Source organism: Streptomyces sp. NPDC057137 (assembly GCF_042670825.1).
GTDB lineage: Bacteria > Actinomycetota > Actinomycetes > Streptomycetales > Streptomycetaceae > Streptomyces.
In genome coordinates, this window is record NZ_JBHUUW010000022.1 from 21,972 (window position 1) to 39,656 (window position 17,685).

Annotated in this window: 8 protein-coding genes; 2 read left to right on the top strand and 6 right to left on the bottom strand. The window is 68.1% G+C overall.

Annotation, left to right across the window (positions count from 1 at the left end):
- Positions 1-55 precede the first annotated feature (55 nt).
- Positions 56-1,318, bottom strand: coding sequence for an MFS transporter (locus ACFT9I_RS19190; protein WP_382565675.1), 1,263 nt, complete (start codon positions 1,316-1,318; stop codon positions 56-58).
- Positions 1,319-1,911: 593 nt separating this feature from the next.
- Between ACFT9I_RS19190 and ACFT9I_RS19195 the strand changes: the two genes are divergently transcribed.
- Positions 1,912-2,919 carry an aminoacyl--tRNA ligase-related protein gene (locus ACFT9I_RS19195; RefSeq protein WP_382565677.1) on the top strand — a complete coding sequence of 336 codons (1,008 nt, stop codon included), beginning with the start codon at positions 1,912-1,914 and terminating at the stop codon, positions 2,917-2,919.
- Between the two features lie 528 nt (positions 2,920-3,447).
- Entirely contained in the window at positions 3,448-4,698 is a 1,251-nt protein-coding gene (locus tag ACFT9I_RS19200; protein ID WP_382565679.1) for a helix-turn-helix domain-containing protein, read from the top strand.
- 14 nt (positions 4,699-4,712) lie between these two features.
- Here ACFT9I_RS19200 and ACFT9I_RS19205 read toward each other — a convergent pair whose 3' ends face one another.
- From ACFT9I_RS19205 to ACFT9I_RS19225, 5 genes are all read right to left on the bottom strand, one after another.
- Positions 4,713-5,708, bottom strand: coding sequence for a TauD/TfdA family dioxygenase (locus ACFT9I_RS19205; RefSeq protein ID WP_382565681.1), 996 nt, complete (start codon positions 5,706-5,708; stop codon positions 4,713-4,715).
- Positions 5,709-5,801: 93 nt separating this feature from the next.
- Complete coding sequence (locus ACFT9I_RS19210; protein WP_382565683.1) at positions 5,802-7,301, bottom strand: condensation domain-containing protein; 1,500 nt, start codon at positions 7,299-7,301, stop codon at positions 5,802-5,804.
- 160 nt (positions 7,302-7,461) lie between these two features.
- A complete protein-coding gene (locus ACFT9I_RS19215; RefSeq protein ID WP_382565685.1) occupies positions 7,462-11,544 on the bottom strand; it encodes a condensation domain-containing protein in 4,083 nt (1,360 codons plus the stop codon).
- A 76-nt stretch (positions 11,545-11,620) separates the two neighbouring features.
- A complete protein-coding gene (locus tag ACFT9I_RS19220) occupies positions 11,621-15,130 on the bottom strand; it encodes an amino acid adenylation domain-containing protein (RefSeq protein ID WP_382565687.1) in 3,510 nt (1,169 codons plus the stop codon).
- A gap of 3 nt (positions 15,131-15,133) precedes the next feature.
- Complete coding sequence (locus ACFT9I_RS19225; RefSeq protein ID WP_382565690.1) at positions 15,134-17,665, bottom strand: amino acid adenylation domain-containing protein; 2,532 nt, start codon at positions 17,663-17,665, stop codon at positions 15,134-15,136.
- Positions 17,666-17,685 lie beyond the last annotated feature (20 nt).

Here is a 17,685-nt window from a genome sequence, read left to right on the forward strand (position 1 = left end):
AAGAAGGGGGTGGGAATCTTGCCTGCTGGACGCCTGGTGGTGGTTCCGGGGGATCTCATCGCCCGCCCAGTACCTCGTCGTGTGCGGGGAGTGGTGGCGCATGCCGGAGGGCCGGACTGGCGGTGGCCGCGACGGCGGTGATGAGCATCAGCGCGGACAGCACGAGTACGGAGCTAGTCGGTCCGACAGTCGTGAGCAGAAGGCCGGCACCGACGGAGGCCAGGGGCATAACCCCCCAGGACAGGGTCATGGCCGCGCTCATGACGCGTCCCAGCAGCTCGTTGGGAACCAGGAGCGTCGTGTAGCTGATGATCACGACGTTCCACAGCGGTCCGACGAAGGCGCTTGCGGCACCGATGACGCCGATCATCAGCGGACTGGACGTGAATACGAAGAGGGGCAGGAGCGCGGCCCAGATCCAGTTGACCCCGATGATGACGGCCTTGGGCGTGAAGTGACGATGCAACTTGCCTGCCGCGAGTGCTCCGACCAGACCGCCACCGCTGTAGATGCCGAGCATCGTGCCGATGTCGGTGGGTGTGGCGCCGTGCTGCTGGGCGAGGACGACGATGATCAATATGAGGGCGTGAAAGACCAGGTTGCTGACAGCGATCAGCACGACCGCGGCGCGGATGAACGGATGACGCCAGATCCAGCGCAGGCCCGCGGTGGTGGCTTGCCACAGTGATTCCACCGGTTTCGCCGTACGACTCTGCAGGTCGCTCCGGATGAACAGCATTCCGACCGAGGCGATGAGGAAGGAGACCGCGTCGGCCACGAACGGCACGGCTCGGCCGAGGCCGAAGAGCATGCCGCCGAGGGGAGGACCGATCAGAGCCGCGCCGCGGCTCCTGGCCTCGTTGTGGGCAATCGCGGTGGGCAGGAGCGAGGCCGGGACGATCAGGGGGAGGGCGGCGCGCTCGGCCAGCCCGAAGAAGACGAAGCACATCCCCTGTACGAAGGCGGCCACAGCGAGATGCGCGATCGTGAAGACGCCCAACCACATGGCGATCGGAACAGTGGACAGTGCCAGACCCGCGACGAGCTGACTGACGAGAAGGATCTTGCGGCGATTCCACCGGTCCACCAGCGGGCCGGCGGGCAGGTGACCCAGGAGGAAGGGAAGCGTGCCGGCGGCTCCGACCAGTCCGGCGTCAGAGGGCGATCCGGTGGTCGCGAGCACCAGCAGCGGCATCGCCGTCCCGCTGATCTGTGTGCCCAGGGTCGAGATGACCTGACCGCTCCACAGGGCGACGAACTCGCGGTTGCGCCACAAGGACGGCCGTTTGCCGGTCCCCTTGGTGGCCGGGACGGTCATGACGCGTCCCCACGGCCCGGGTTGCCGAACGCGTACAACACTGAAGAGATGTGCCGGCTGCCCGGTTCCTGGTACCAGGGATGGAGGGGAGACACTGAGCCAGGTATGTCGCCTGCCGCGCCGATCAGTTCGGTCACCTTCTCCCGTTGTCTGCCACCGGACGGCCGCGCCCCGAGGCGCCCGACCATGGGTGGCAGCTGCCGCGCGTGCTGCCGGAGGTAGTCAACAAGCGTGGTGGCCGGGTACGGAGTAAGCCAGGCACCAGGGAGGCAAGTTGCCCTCCGTCACTTGCCGGTGCCGCGCCTTCTCCGTCGCACCGCCCCCGGCCGCGGCGGAGCCGCGGATCACGGCCAGGCAGCTGAATTGCCGCCGCACTGCCTGGCCCGCCCCGGTATCCCCGTGTCCTACTGGGCCGGAAGACACAGTCCACGGACCCGAGCGGACAGAACGGGGGCGATCACTCCCTGGCGCTCTGCGGCCGCGCGCACCACAGCTGTGCCGCGACTCTCCGGTCGATTCCTCGTCTCCGAGGACCACGCCCCCGACGCTCAAGTGCATGCCCTGTACGGACCGATTGAAGGAGTTCGGAGACGATGACTTCCCATGCCACGGCGGGGTCAGCAGCTGGCTTCTCGCCGACCGAGCCGACCGAGCCGACCGAGCCGGTCGAGCCGGTCGAGCCGGTCGAGCCGGTCGAGGAGGCGCGTGCGGATGTGCCCCTTGCCCGCCTCGTCGACGCCGACTGGTTGCTGCCCACCGGCGCCGCCGGCCTGCTCGGCTTCACGGCGAAGTTCGAGTCCGCCGTTTCCGCGCTGCAGGAAGCACTCACGCGTGCCCATCCGACGGGCACTCCTGGCCCTTCCTTTCTCGCCCCGGTGGTTCCTCGCAGCCACATCGAGCGAGCCGAGTACGCCGAAGGCTTCCCGCACCTTCTGGCCTCGGTGCACGCACTCCCGCCGGGGACCGGCGGGTCCGGCGTGCTCGGCGAGGACGTCCGTGTGCCTACCGATGCGGTACTGGCCCCCGCCGCCTGCTACAGCCTCTATCCAGCCCTGGCCGACCGCACCCTGGACGCCCCCCGGTACTTCGATGTGGCCGGTTCCTGCTACCGGCATGAGGAGACCAGCGAGGTCGGCCGGTTCCGCTCGTTCCGGATGCGGGAGTTCGTTGCCGTGGGCGCCGAAGACACCGCACTCGCCTGGCGTGAGGACTGGATGGAGCGCTGCCGGGCGCTTTTCGCGGGCCTCGGACTGGCGGTACGGGTTGAGGCCGCCAGTGATCCCTTCTTCGGACCGGGTGCTCGTTTCATGCGCTCCAGTCAGCTTCAGCAGAGTCTGAAGTACGAGTTCGTCGCCCAGGTGTCGGACAGTGACGCCGGCACCGCGATCGCCTCGGTGAACCTGCACAAGGATCACCTCGGGCTGCGCTTCGCCATCGGGGCTCCGGGCGGTGGCCCGGCGCACAGCAGTTGCGCCGCCTTCGGCCTGGAGCGCATCGTCCTGGCGCTCGTACACCAGCACGGCGATACGCCGGCCGACTGGCCGGGCACTGCGGCGATTCCTCGCTCAGATATTGCAACTGTTCCGCGGAAAATCACGTAAGACTTACGGCAGATCCAATCACGCAAAGCGGAATATTCTGCTCCCATGCACTTCCAAGCCTACCGAGCGTAGTTTTCGATCTGGGTAAATGCCCCACAAGTCACCTTGCGTAAGCCTTCCGTCGCGGAAGTGAGGTGAGGCTATCGCGTATCCGACTATGTTTGCGCGATTCCTTCCAACTGATGCGTCGTGATGCTACGGTCTGGCGCGCCGACAGTAATCTCGGGACTCCCCGAGGTCAGGCTCCGAGTTCTTGTCGTGATCGCCTACGAGCAACGGGGGGAACGGAGAATGGGCATCGGACAGCTCTTATGTCGTTGGGGCCGACCGATCGACCTGGGTCTGCCTCCCCGGCGCTCGGTCCGGCGAAGTGCGCGCAATACGGTTTGACGGGGGCGAGCCGCCGTAGGCGGCAGCGCAATTGGGCGAGAACAGCCTTGCGGGTTCCATTGCTGAATCTTTCGACCAAACCCTGACGGTGTCAGGGGAAGACTTGAGGATGCAATCCGCACAGGAACGGGGGGTTCCGTGAATCTGGGAAGAGATCTTGCAGAGCTGAGAAATATACGAGGCTGGACACAGGAGAAGCTGTCCGAGGTGTCCGGCTTGAGTGTGCGAACGATCAGGAATCTTGAACGCAGCCAAGTGCAGAATCCTCGCCGAACATCCGTCGACCTGTTGATCCGGGCGCTCGGAGTGGAAGAGGATCGCGCGCCGGAATCTTCCGGAATGCCTGATCTCAGTCAGTGGCAGGGTCTGCAACCACCAGTCACGCCGATGATCGGGAGCCGCGCGCTTCACATTGAGCTCGCCCGCACCATATGCGCGAACCGGCTGACCACCTTCGTCGGAACCGGTGGCGTGGGAAAGACCCGGCACGCCCTGAACGCGGCGTACGAGAGCTATTACTCCTTCCGTGACGGCGTCGTTGTCGTGGAACTGGGGGACATGGAACCCGAGAGAGGGTCCACCTCGGAGCAAGCAGCCGAAGTGCTTGACCGAGTGCGCCGGCGGATCGGTCTGACGCCCACGCTGGAATCGCTCGCCGTTGCTGCCGCGGAGAACAATGTGTGCGGCATGAATCGACTCGTCATTCTCGACAACGCCGAGCATGTCGCCGGCGGTGTCACCGCCGCGGCGAGGGAACTGCTGGGCGCACTTCCCTTTCTGCATATTCTGATCACAACGCGCCGTCAGTTGACGGACCGGTTGGGTGTGAACAGGGAGATACAGCCCCTCGGTCTCCATGCGGACGGCACGGTGAGCCCTCGGTTGACGCCCGCGGGGGAACTCGTTCTGCAGCGTCTCGGCAAGGACTCGCCCGTGGCTGCCCATGTGCTGCGGGATCTGCCCGCCCTGGACGAACTCTGCGAGCGGCTCAGTGGGATCCCCAGATATCTTGAGTTCGCGGCCGAGCGTCTGCGAACCGTTCCCATTCGCTCCTTGCTCGCCACCGAACAGGTACTTCAGACGCTACGCACCAACGACCACGCGCTTCTTGAGCACCAGCGATCCCTGATCAGCAGTGTGCGGTGGAGCCTTGATCTGCTCTCCTGCCGGCACCGCGAGATGCTGGCTGACATGGTCGCCCTGGACGGCCGGCACGTCGATCTGCGAGGCGGGGTCACTCAGGGCGACATGCTGACTACCACTGGGCGGGCCGGTGCCATGACTCTGGTCTCCGACCTTCTGGAGTCCTCCCTCATCCTCGCGGATGCCGCCGAGCCCTATCGTTTCCGTCTGCTGCCCTATGTGAAGGACGCGTTGGAAGCTATTTAGAGGTCGTCGACCAGCTATACAAGCACCGGGCCGTTCGCGGGCCGAGACAGCCGGCTTCGTCGAGTGTCCAGGTGTACGAACACTCGGTGGAGCCATCGGTCGTTACCGTCGTATCGGGGTGTGAAGGCGGAACGTCCGTGCACAACGAGGCGATTGTCGAGGAAGACCATGTCTCCCGGGCTCAGCACGAGTTCGGAGGATGTCTCTGTCAACGCTTGATGCAACCTGTGCAGAGCTTCCTTCGCGTCTTGATCCACGCCGGACGTCGCATTGAAGTCCACCCGTATATCGGGGTCATCGGGTGCCCCTCCGAGAACAGGGTGCGGCTCTACGTCGCCCGCACGTCGAAAGGAGGGTGGAGCGGTGGTGACAAAGCGGGCCTGGTGCAAGATCGACGTGTGCGGCTCATCAAGCAGCGGCAACGCGTTGCGGACAGACGCGATCTGGGTCCCGACTGTCGATTCTTCTGCGGGTCGCAGACACAGGAGGCCCACGTAGTCAGGACGGTACGGATGGAAGGCGTTCTCGGTGTGCAGCTTCAGTGGTACGGAGCCGCCGTTACTCTGTGATCGCGCCAGAGAGGCGACCGGTACGACATTCTGCACCAGAGCTCCCATCTTTTCATCGCGATAGGCGACGATCTCGCCGAGTTGCTGAGCGATCATAATCGCGATGGCGGCCGGCTTGGAGGCGTCACGTTCCACTGAATCCCGGCAACTGGGAGTTGGGGGCAGTGATGAAAAATCAAGGGGGAGGTTGGTTATCTCCAACATCCCGTCGATACCTGAGTCGTGGCGGTAATGCCTGATTGTCTGCGCGATGCGAGTCGGCAGTCGGCAGCTCGACGCGCGAGCCTGCGCCAGCCACTCCGCGTCGTCCACAAGAGCCGGAGGGGTATCTGCCAAGGCTTCTGCCAGCGACGCCATAATGTATTGCTCATCCGCGTCGAGTCGTATGCTCGAGCCGTCGAGGAGAGATTCCTTGACGTTGGTTATCGAATCGACAGTCATGACGACGCTCCCGTGTTGACGTGAGTGCGTAAGTCTTCTCGTCCTGCCCGAAGTGAGGCAACGGCGGAGAATCGCGGTGTCAGGTGTGCCTGATTATTCTCGCGTGTGCGCCAATTCGGATCCAGGCACGTCACCGGCAAGTCCACGACGCCCATTTGCCGCCGCGGTTCCAGGCTCTACCGGCCACGATGCCAATTCTTCAATACGCAGCGAGGGCGTGTCGGCCGCCTGGATCAGCAGCCGCTCCAGGTCGGCGAGGAAGTCGAGCGCCGTGGACTCGCCGAGGAATTCGGGGTCCTTGCAAAGCTTCAGCAGGCATGTCTCGTCCAGTCGCTCCAGATACAGGAAGAACTTTGCCCCGACCTGCCGTCCGGGTAGGTCCAGTCGGACCAGTCGGGTCGGGCCGGACGGTTCGTCATGAGAACCGGGCCCTGCTGGTTCGAGGGCATGGGACCGCTGTGTCTCGCCGGTGCGGACGTCGTTGAGGAAGCAGTAGCCGTCCGCCTGGAAGCCGGCCTCGCGGGCCACCTCGGCCGCCAGCGCCTCGACCTTCCGCGGATCGGCTTCGCAGCGCCGGTATGCCAGGAGAGTCGCGGCTGACGACCGGCGCAGCCACTCGTCGAAGCTCTCATTCTCCAGGTCCAGTCGCAGCAGAGCGTTCTGATTGATCGGTCCCACGAATCCGCGGTCCCGCGGATCGGACCGAGTGGAGACGATGAGGCGCATCGAGCCGGCCGCTGTGCCGGCACGGAGCGCCAGGAGCAGTGTGACCGCACCGATCAGCACCATGCCGGTGGTGGTCGCCGCCCGAGCGGCCAGGGCCCGCACCGCTCGGGCCATGGCAGGTGACTCGATGGCCGCCCAGTCGCGTTGTGCCTCGTCCGGCGTCGACGTCGCGGCGAGCAGAGCCTGGGGCGTGCGGCGCAGGGAGCGTGCCCAGTAGTCGAGAGTCGAGCGCTCACGTCGGATCCCGGCCGCTGATCCCTCGAAGGCCGCGCGTTCCAGGGGCTGGCGGGCGCGCGGGGGCAGCGTGTCGGCACTACCGCTCGTCAGGCAATCGGCCAGCTCTTCGGCGAGCAGCGACATGCTCCACCGGTCCACGGCCATATGACTGATCACGAGAACCACCGCGACCGGAGCCCCGGCCCTGGTGAGAATCGCGACGCGCAACGGAAGCTCTGACGCTTCGTCAAAGGCCCCCCGCCGCATACGCCCACCGATGTCCTCCGCCCGTTCAGCCAGATCCCCGGGGCCGCACTCCACGAGCAGTGCCTCCAACTCCCCTTCCGGGAGTACGCGCTGTGCGGGCTCACCATCGGCATCGGGAAAGTAGTGCGACCGCAAGGCCTCATGGCGTTCCAGCAGTTGCCCAAGAAGTCCGGCGACCTGGGAAACGGACAGCGGAGCCACGACCGGACGCCACTCGGCCATGTTGAGCGAGTCGTCCCCGGCGGGCAGCCGCCGAAGTACATCCCAAATGCACAGCTGACCCCAGGTGAGCGGACCGGCTGCCGACGTGTGTACGGCAGGCGCCGCGAAAGGTATGAGCTGCGTCTCCGTGGTGCTCAGGGCGGTGACATCGGTCTTGGACATGGTCGTCTCCGGTCGTGGAAGCCGCGATCGCAGGGCTGCCGTTCCACTGTGGCCAGGGGCGATGCGACGTAGAAGGCATGGCACCGGCAATTGGAGTCCTGGAACGTGCCGCCCGTTGCCTGGTTTCGCCGTGTCCGGTCAGGGCCGGCGGCGCCTCATCTCAGTTGGCGCTGTCTTCCTCCTGGCGAATTCGATCCACCGCTTCCCACAGTGTCCGAGGGGTTCGCATGATCTCCATCAAGGGAAGGTCCTCCATGATGGTGATGTCGTACGCCTGTTCAATTGCCACCAACAGGCCGACGCTGCCCAGCGAGTCCAGCCCCCTCTCGGCGAGAGGGACATCCGCGACGGTGTCGAGCGCCGGGTCCAGTGCCTCCCGCAGCAGCTTGTCGAACACGTCGTCCCAGGGGCGCTGATCCGCCTCTTCCGCAGAACGCGCGACGGGTTCCGGGAGATCGTCGACCAGCAGCGCGCCGTCCGGGCGAAGTGGCCATTCCTCGATGGTGATCCACGACTCCGGGATGAGACGCCGGGGCAGTTTCCGGTCGATGAGCCAGCGCCGGACCGAGGCGACATCGACCTCCGTCGTACCGGCCGACCGCACGTAGGCGGTCAGGCGTGATGTCTCCTGGGAGTCCGGGCGGACCAGCACCCGGCTGTCGCGCACCGACGGATGGCGGTCGATCAGTTCACGTATCTGCAGGAGCACTGTGGCCGACCCTCCTGGCCACAGCACCGCGTCCGGTGGGTCGAGGTCCGCGACGCCAAGGATCTCCAGGGCGCCGTCGAGTCCCATGCGGGCTGCCAGTCCGGTCCGATGAGCGTCCGGCAGCGCACGGTCCGCGCCGCCGACCCAGAGGTCCCCCGGGACGCCACGCGGTACCGGTAGCCGGTCCGGGCCCAGTACTCGGGCAGTCACTCCGGCGGCAACTCGTTCAGGGCAAGGGACCGTCCTGTTGCCGGGGGATGCCGTCGGCGAGAGGCTGGCCAATTGCCTCAGCGCGGCCGCGACCCGGACCCCGCCGACGCCGACTCCACCGGCCCACCGGACCGGCTGTCCCGGACCGGGCTGATCGGCGGCGAGCCGCAACTCGGCGTGATGGACCGGACCGTCCGGCCCCAGCGCCATTTCCTCGGCCACGAGCCGGTACAGCGCCAGCAGCACCGGGGCGGCGTCCGGACTCAGCAGGTGATTGTCCACATTGAGGCACAGGCCGCCACGCCAGGTGAAGACGTGCAGACCGAACTCGTTCACGTTGTCGTTGTAGATCAGTTCACCATCGACGAGGTCCATCCCGATCTGATGGAAGTCCAGGTAGTTGAAGATCACGTTCAACATACGGTCGGCGCAACCGAATTCCTGCTGCAGCAGCGGCATCGGGTACACACGGTGCGGCCACAGTTCGGTCAGCCGGTCGTAGGTGGCACGCACCAGGTCGCCCCACGTCTGCCGTCCCTCCGGCATCCGGAACGGCAGGGTGTTGAGGTACATGCCGTACACCCGGTCGGCCCCCACCGCCTCCGGCCGCGCGTCGCACGCGAGACCGGTGAAGAAGCTCTCCGAACCGGTCACGATCCGCATCACGGTGACGTGGAGGGCGAGCAACACCGCCTTGTGCGATGTGTGGGTCTGTTCGGCCAGCCGTCGCAGTTCGACGTCGAGGTCGCGCAGGTCCACCACGTACTGGTCCCGCCGCCTGGCGACGTCTGGCAGGTCCTGCCAGCCCACGGGGAGGGCCGGCTCCGAGCACCCCTCCACGGTCCGCCTCCAGTAGGCGCGGTCCTCCTCGCTCCGCCTGGCTTTCGCCTCGGCGGCGATGTAGTCCGCGTACCGGAACGGCACCGGTTCCGGCTGCGTCGGCCGTTCCCCGTCGCGCAGCGTGCGATACAGGGTGAGGGCCTCGATGATCATGGAATTGAAGCTCCACCCCTCCAGGATGGGATGGCACTCGGTGATGCTGAGCCACCACCGCGTCCGGTCGGGGCGTGCGTGTGCGTGCACCCGGATGAGCGGGGCCGACGCCACGTCCATCGGCGCCAGCCGTTCGGCCGCACAGAACTCCTTGAGTACCGACAGCCAGTCCTCCGGTTCGCCGTCCGCCATCGTGGTCGACCTCACCGCGATCTCCGCGTCGCGGTGCACAAGCTGCAGCGGGACCGAGTAGCCCGACAGGTCGAAGGACGTACGCAGTGCCTCGTGCCGGTCCACCACGGTCTGCATGGCCTGCTTCAGCAGCGCGACACGGAGTGGGGCGTCGTCGCGGACGAGGTAGCACGTGGTGTCCTGGTAGGTGCTGATCAGCGGCCGCGAGTGCAACTCGACCAGCATGCCGAGCTGTACCGCGGCCAGCGGATACGCGTCGACCACGTCCGCCGGCAGCGCCGCCCGGTCCTCGGATCCGATCAGGGCGTACGGCTCGACCGGATCCGGCATGGGCCCGATCCCTCCGCGACCCGACAGAGCCGCGACCAGTTCGGCCACCGACTGGAACGCGAACAGGTCCGCCGCCGCCACGTCCAGTCCCGCACCGCGCAGCCGACCGGCCAGAGTGACCGCACGGAGCGAGTCGCCACCCGCGTCGAAGAAGTTCTCGTCCGGATCCGGGTCGTCGTCGACCCCCAGAACCTCCGCCCAGGCCTGCGCCACCAGTGCGGCCGTACGCTCCGGCGACATCTCATGGTGGGGCCGCACTTCCCGCGGCTCTGACGGAGGTGGCGTACGCGGCGCGGCCTCCGACGGTTCAACGCGGGGTCCGCCGGTGTTCTGACGGGTGGGGTGCCGCTCATCGGCGGCGTACGCATCCCTCGGGTCCGCCGGCGGCGTTCCCGGATCGCGTACCCCGTCCTCGACCACCGAACGCCAGCACTCGGCCCACTCGGCGGCCGTACCTTCCTCGATCACCGCTGCCGCATAGTCCAGACGCCCGGTGAACCGGCCGTCCGGCAGCACAGCGGCATGCAGGTTCACATCAAACTTGGCCACCGGCGACTGTGCGAGATCCAGCTTCTCCACCACGAGGCCGGGCAGGCGCAACGAGTCGTCGTCGTGAGCGGGCATGTCGAACATCGCTTGAAAGAGCGGGTTCACACCCGGCGTACGTTCCGGGTTGAGGTCATTGACCACCTGGGCGAACGGGACCGCTCGGTGATCCAGCCCTTCCAGCAGTCCGGCACGCACCTCGTCCAGCAGCTCACCGAACGTCACACCCGCACGCGGATGTGCCCGCACGACCACCGTGTTCACCAGGTATCCGACCGTGTCGGCCAGCTCGGGCAGCGTACGGAGCGAGCAGGGCAGCCCGACCGTGACATCGTCGGTTTCCGCGATACGTCCCAGAGCCGCGTGGAAGGCGGTGAGCAACACGGTGAACGGGGTGGTCCGACGCGCCGCGGCGAGTGCCCGCACCGCGTCCGACGTTCCCGCCGAGAACTCCACCGTCACGAACCCGCCGCGTGCGTCCGGCCGGCTCGGACGCGGCTGGTCGAGCGGAAGCGGCAGCTCTCCCACGCCGGCCAGAGCGGAGCGCCAGTAGTCCAGATGCGGTTCCAGCCGTCCTTCGGTCAGACCGGCGTGCTCCCAGATCGCGAAGTCCGCGTACTGAACCGCCACATCGGGCAGCCGGGCTGTCCTCCCGGTCACCCGCGCCTCGTACAGCTCGCCCAGCTCACGATCGATCTGGCCCGATCCGTCACAGGCGATGTGGTGGACCGTCACCACCATCACATGGAGCAGGTCGTTCACCTTGATCAAGGTCACTCGCAGCGGCTGTTCCACCGTCAGGTCGAACGGACGACGGCGCACCCAGTTGGCTATCTCCCGCGCCCGCTCCTCACGGCGAGGCGCCGGCAGGGGTGTCAGATCGATCTCCTGCCATGCCGGGTCGGCAGTGGGGGCGACGGTCTGGACGACCTCCTCCGGGCTTCCCGCCCCGGCGTCCGTGTAGAAGGTCCGCAGTACTTCGTGCCGGGCGGCCAGGTCCTGCCACGCGAGCCGCAGGGCCTCGTGATCCAGCGGGCCGGTGACACGCAGCGCCCACGGCATCAGGTACGCCGGGCTGCGGGGGTTCAGCTGCTGCAAGGACCACATCTGCCGCTGCCCGGCCGAGAGAGGACACGGTCGGTCGTGGTCCGTCCTGGGAACGACCGTCCGCGTCGCAGCCGCTTGCCGCCGCGGGCGAGCCGGCCGATCCGCCGTCCGGTGTGGGAGAGCCCTCGATCCAGAGTCGCTCTGATTGGACGTCATCGTGATCCCACCCTTTCCCGTGCATGAATGCCGGCCGCCGGCCCGGGGATCGGCTCGGTCGATCGCGGCTGCGGCGTCAGCCGGCCGACGCGTCCTGTGCGACCAGCAGACGCTCGACCTCGCCGATGAGCGCGGCAGCGGTCGGGTCGTCGAAGAACGTCCGCATGGACACCTCGACGTCGAAGATGTTCTGGACGCTCCACAGGAGCCGGGCGACCTTCAGTGAATTGCCGCCGCGGCTCAGTACGTCGTCGTCGACGCCCACGTCGTCCTGCTGGAGCACCTCACGCACGATGTCGAGCACCGTGGCGGCCAGTGGAGGCGCCTCCGGGTCCTCCACGGCGGCTGCTCCGTCATTCGTGCCGGGCTCGTCCGCGAAGCCGGCGCCGACCGCGGTGTCCGGGGCAGCGGCGAACCGACGTGCCAGCGTCTGAAACTGCTCGGCCAGGTCGAGCGCGGTGCCTTCCGGTACCACGTTCACCGCGTACTCCAAGAGCCCCCCGAAACCACCGGCCGCTCGTGGCCACAGCGTCAACGCGACATCGGTCCGCGCGACTCGCCACGCCTCGGACAGTATGCGCAGGTCCCGATCACCGACCTCCTGGCCGACCAGCCCGTCCCCGGTCAGCGAGAACAACGTCTGAAACACCGGGGTGCGCGAGCGGTCGCGGTCCGGCTCCACAGCGTCCGACACCTGCTCGAACGGCACCAGGGCCTGGGCGATCGACTCCTGGTGCACCCGCCCCACACGTTCGACGGCCACGCGGAAGGGCATGTCCGGGGTCAGTCCCGCGCGGATGACCACGACGTTGATGAAAAGGCCGACAACGTCGAGCAGTTCGGTCCGGTCACGACCGACGTGCGGTGTCCCCACGCCGAAGTCCCAGGCCCCGCCGGAGCGAGCCAGCAGCACGGTCCACAGGGTGAGGAACAGGGTGTGCGCAGACGCGCCCGTATCCCGGGCCACCGCGAGCAGGGCCGAGGCGACATCGGCCGGCACCGCTGTCTCCACGGCCGCACCCTCGATGTCGCGAAAGGACTGCCGGGTCGGTGAACCGGGCAGCACCAGCGGTGGGACACCGTCCAGAGTGCGACGCCAATGGCCGAGCTGCTCCGCGACCACCTGCGGGGTGAGGAGCCTCCGTTGCCAGGCGACAGCGTCCCGGTATCTGACGGGCAGCACGGGCAGGGTGGCCGGCCGGTCTGCGTGGGTGGCCTCGATCAACTCACGGAGGTCCCGTTCCAGCAACCGTACGGACCACCCGTCTCCGGCGATGTGGTGGCTCACCACGAGCAGGAGCTGCTCGTCGCCCCCGTCGCGTATCAAGCGATAGCGCGCAGGGGGCGCCGAGGCCAGGTCGAAACCCTCCTTGAGAGCGGCCCGGACCTGACCGACGACGCCGGGCGGAGTCGTGTCGACGGCTTCGAAGTCCGGGGTGAACCCAGGCTCCGTCGGGGCGGACCCGGTTACCTCAGGGGTGTGTGGCTCGCTGACAGGCAGGACAACGGCGTGCAGCCCGGCGGCGTCCATGGCGTAGCGCGTCCGCAGCGGCTCGTGGCGAGCCACCAGGTGCCCCACCGCCCGGCGCAGCGTCAGTTCGCTGATGTCGGCGGATATCCACAGCATGACCGGCAGCAGGTATTCGCCGCTGCCGGGGTCCATTCGATCCTGCACCCAGAAACGCTCCTGGCCGGGGGAGAGCGGGATGCGGGCCCCCTCGGGCAGCGCCTCGATCGGCCGGGCCCGTACCGCCTCCACCAGCAACTGAGCCTGGGCCCGGGGAGTGGCATGAAGATGCAGCTCTCGAAACTCTGGCGCCACGCCCGAGGTCTCGGCCAGGACAGCGGCGAGCTTGGCTATGAGCAGGGAGTGCCCGCCGAGGCGGAAGAAGTCATCGTGGAGCGCGACCTGGTCGATGCCCAGCACTTCCCGCCAGGCCGCGAGTACCAGTGCCTGCTCGGCTGTCACCGGGCCGTCCGGGTCCGGGTCCGGGTCCGGGTCGCGGGCGGGCACCGCGGCCGCGGTCGTCGCCGAGCCGCTCGCCGACGGCTGTCCGGCCGGGGCCGGTTCCGGCAGCCGGGAGCGATCGATCTTGCCGCTGGTGAGAACGGGCAGCTCCACGGCAGTGGTGACGACCGACGGCACAAGAGAGGCGGGAAGCCGGCTGCGCAGAAAGGTCATCAGGCTGTCCGGCTCGTCACCGTCGGCGGTCACGATCCACGCACCGAGCCGGCGGTGGCCTCGTGAGTCGTCCAGCGGAGCGACCGCGGCCGCGACCACTTGAGGGTGGCGTTCCAGCACCGACTCGACGTCGCCGGGTTCGATTCGCACGCCGTTGATCTTCATCTGGGCGTCCACCCGCCCGGCGAACGTCAGTGAGCCGTCCGCGGCTTGACGCACCAGATCGCCGGTGCGGTACATCCGGGCACCGGGCAGTCCCAGGGGGTCGGGGAGGAACCGTTCGGCGGTCCGGGCCGGGTCCTTGTCGTAGCCACGCGCGACACCGGCACCGCCCACGTACAGCTCGAACAGCGTGTCGGCAGGGTGTGGCGCACCAAGCTCCCGGGTCTCGCCGGGCTCGGTCCCGGCGGGGATCAACCGTACGTGCACGTTGTCGATCGGGTGGCCTATCGGCATCGGCCCGGTCCTCTGCTCGGGCCCACACCGGGCTGCTGTGACATCGATCGTGCACTCCGTGGGCCCGTATGCGTTCCAGATCTCGACGTCCATACGTGTGCGGACCTGCTGGAACAGTTCGGCGTGGAGCGGTTCGCCGGCGCTGATCACGACGCGCAGCGTGTGACAGTCCTCCAGACCAGGTTCCACCGCCAGCAGACGCAGCATGGAAGGAACCACCTGGACCACCGTCGCGCCGGTCTCGGCAAGGGACGCCACCAATGCGGCGGCGTCCTGCCCGGCGTCCGGACGACCGAACACCACTGGCGCACCGGTGACGAGCGGAGTCATGATCTCGCTGACCGCGGGGTCGAAGGTGAGCGGAGTCTTCTGCAGGAATCGATCCTCCGCCGTCATGCCGAACGCCCGGATTCCCCACCGCACGCGGTTGGCGATCGCCGCGTGCTCGACGACGACCCTCTTGGGTGTACCGGTCGAGCCGGAGGTGAACATCATGTACGCGGCGCTGCGGGGCGGGGTGCTGCCGGCGGAAGCGCCGGCCGCAGTCGCGGCGCCCGGCACCGGGTTCGGCGCGTCGACCCGTATGACCGGGAGCTGCGCCCCAAAGGCCGCGACGGCCGACCGACTGTCGGTCAGCAAGGCCGAGAGGCCGGCCAGTTCAATCAGCCAGGCCTGGCGTTCCACAGGTGCGAGCGGGTCGACCGGCACATAACAGGCACCCGCCATCCACGACCCCACCAGTGCGGTGACCAGTCCGGGACCCGGGGCCATCAGAATGCCGACCGTCGACTCGGTGCCGAGGCCGGTCGCGCGCAGGGCGGCTGCCACCTGCCTCGCCCGGGCCGCCAGCTCGCGATAGCTGACGACTCGGTCCCCGGCGATCACGGCGGGGGAGTCGGGATATCGCCGGATCGAGTCCAGGATGAGTTCCGGCAGCATGACGGGCATGTGCTACCTCCCCGGGGAGGACGCGGACGAGGCCGGGCCCTCCGTGTCGCGGACGCTGAGCGGACGCAGGTCTCGCCACACCGAGGCGATCCTGGTGAGGCAGGCCTGTTTGGTGCCTGTGTAGCCCTCGCGCTGCCAGCCGGCCGGCGGCTCGCGGTGGGCCGACCACACGGAGTACTGCTGCTCCTGGTTGAACACCACCTGGTAGAGCGGTTCCGTGAGGGCTTCGTACGCGGACGGGTTCTCGTTCACCGTGCTCCCTTCACTGGCGTCCTCGTTCATCGGTCCTGACGGCCGGCACCGCGGCGGGGCTGCCGTGCCGAGGCCCGGCAGGATGGCCTCCAGCGCGTCTCTGTCGACCTTGCCGTTGGCCGTCAGTGGAAGGGCGTCCACCACCACCAGGTCGGACGGAAGCATGTAGTCCGGGAGTTCGCGGGAGAGTTGGGCCCGTACGTCCGCCGAGTCCGGCGCGTGATCCGGCAGCGGGACGACGAAGGCGGCCAAACGAGCCGGCTGTCCGACCGCTGTCACGACCGCGTCGGCGATCCCCGGTGTGCGGCGCAAGGTCTCACGTACCTCCCCCACCTCGATCCGGTAGCCGCGGATCTTCACCTGGTGGTCGGCGCGGCCGAGGAAGTCCAGCTCACCCGAGTCCGTCCAGCGCGCGCGATCGCCGGTCCGGTACAGCCGCGACCCGTCGGCGCCGTACGGGTCGGGCAGGAAGCGCTCCGCCGTGAGCGAGGGGTCGCCCAGATATCCGTACGCGACACCCGCACCGCCGACGTGCACTTCACCTGGAACGCCGACAGGAACCGGCTCAAGCAGCTCGTCGAGCACATACATCGTCGTATTCGGAATGGGCCGGCCCAGGGGTATCAGACCGTTCGGGTCGGGATCGTCCACCGGCCGGCCCGAGTTTCCCACCGTGATCTCGGTCGGGCCGTACTCGGTCGCCACGGGGGTCCCCCCGGGCCCGGCGAGGTCGATCCAACGCCGAGCCAGTTCGCCGGTGAAGGCGTCCCCGGCCGCGATCAACACACCGGCCAGGTCGTGCGCCTCCGCCTGATCCAGCTCCAGGCTCAGCATGTTGAGGTGTCCGGGGGTGCACTTGACGAAGCTGTACGGGCCGTTGGCCGTGAGGATCGCGCCCAGGTCAGCGGGGTCGAGCGGGTCGGGCAGCAGGTGCACCGCCTGTCCGACCATGAGCGGCGCGAACAGACTGGGCACACCGAGGTCGAAGCCGATGGAACTGAAGAAGGGCGAACCGCCGGACCCCCGGGAGGCATAACTCTCGGCCGTCCACAGCAGGTAGTTGACCAGACCCGCGTGGTGCACCAGCACACCCTTGGGACGACCGGTGGATCCGGAGGTGTACATCACGTACGCCGGGCCCCCCGGGCCCGGCCGCACCGCGGGGCCGGCGGATCCCGCGGTTCCGTACGAACGTCGCCGGTCCGGCGACAGTACGGTTTCGAGCGTAAGGGTTTTCACGCCTTCGGCGCCGTCCCACATCGGCAGACCGCCGGTCGACGCGATCACGTGCCGGCATCGGGCGGCGGCGACCATCGCGTGCAGTCGGGCGGCGGGCAGGCCGACGTCCAGTGGCAGATAGGGTGCGCCTGTCTTCCACACGCCGAACAGCACCGGCAGCAGGCCGGGCCCGCTGCGCAGGGACACGCCCACCGGCAGTTCCCGGCCCGCCTCGAGCTCTGTCAGCGACTCGGCGACGAGGTCGGATCGCTCGTCCAGTTCCCGGTAGGTGAGGACCGTGTCGCCGCACCGTACCGCCACGGCGTCAGGGCTTTGTCGCGCCTGGGCCTGGAACAGGTCGAGGACCGTTTCTCCTGACCGCTCCACACGGCGGCCGGAGCTCCACCGCCCGAGTACCGCTCGCCGTTCTGCGTCCGGCAGGCAGGCCGCGCTCGCGTCCCCGTCCGGATCATCCGCGGCCGCCGCCATCGCGCACCGATAGAGGTCGACGAGCCTGCCGAACGCGCCGGGGGACAGCACACGGCTGTCCGCGGACAACAGCAGCCCGTCCTTCCGTACTGAGACCACCAGCCCGTACCCGGGCTCAGGCGTACCTACGACGTCCTGGGCCGAAGCGGCAGCGGAACAGACGGATGCGGGACGTCCCTCGATATCGAAGAGAACGCCCACTCGTGAGTTCTCCGGCGCCGGACCGGCGGCCGTCAACTCGACCGGACGGTCCGAGGCGCCGTCGGGACCGCCCAGCAAGGCGCCCGACGCCGAGGTGAGTTCGCGCCACGTGCGCGCCGGCCGCAGATCCACCTCCATCTCGCGCTCCGTACCGCCGGCCGTCCGGATGGCGGTACGGAACCTGCGGTCCTCCCACAGCGTGCCCAGGACCTTGACGTGCACCGCGAACAGCGCCGACAGGGGTGCGTCCTGCTCCGTACGGCCTTCGCCGATGCCGATGCCGACGCCGACGCCGACCAGCCGGTCTGCCGACAGTGTCGCCTCGAGCCGCTTGCCCGCGTCCGCGGAGTCCACCGGCCGCCAGGCCGTCGGCAAGGACACCACCTGAGACCGGG

Bases quoted from the DNA above. Each gene is read 5' to 3' on its own strand.
- ACFT9I_RS19220 (WP_382565687.1), bottom strand. From the start codon at position 15,130: ATGCCCGTCATGCTGCCGGAACTCATCCTGGACTCGATCCGGCGATAT.
- ACFT9I_RS19190 (WP_382565675.1), bottom strand. From the start codon at position 1,318: ATGACCGTCCCGGCCACCAAGGGGACCGGCAAACGGCCGTCCTTGTGG.
- ACFT9I_RS19195 (WP_382565677.1), top strand. From the start codon at position 1,912: ATGACTTCCCATGCCACGGCGGGGTCAGCAGCTGGCTTCTCGCCGACC.
- ACFT9I_RS19215 (WP_382565685.1), bottom strand. From the start codon at position 11,544: ATGACGTCCAATCAGAGCGACTCTGGATCGAGGGCTCTCCCACACCGG.
- ACFT9I_RS19210 (WP_382565683.1), bottom strand. From the start codon at position 7,301: ATGTCCAAGACCGATGTCACCGCCCTGAGCACCACGGAGACGCAGCTC.
- ACFT9I_RS19205 (WP_382565681.1), bottom strand. From the start codon at position 5,708: ATGACTGTCGATTCGATAACCAACGTCAAGGAATCTCTCCTCGACGGC.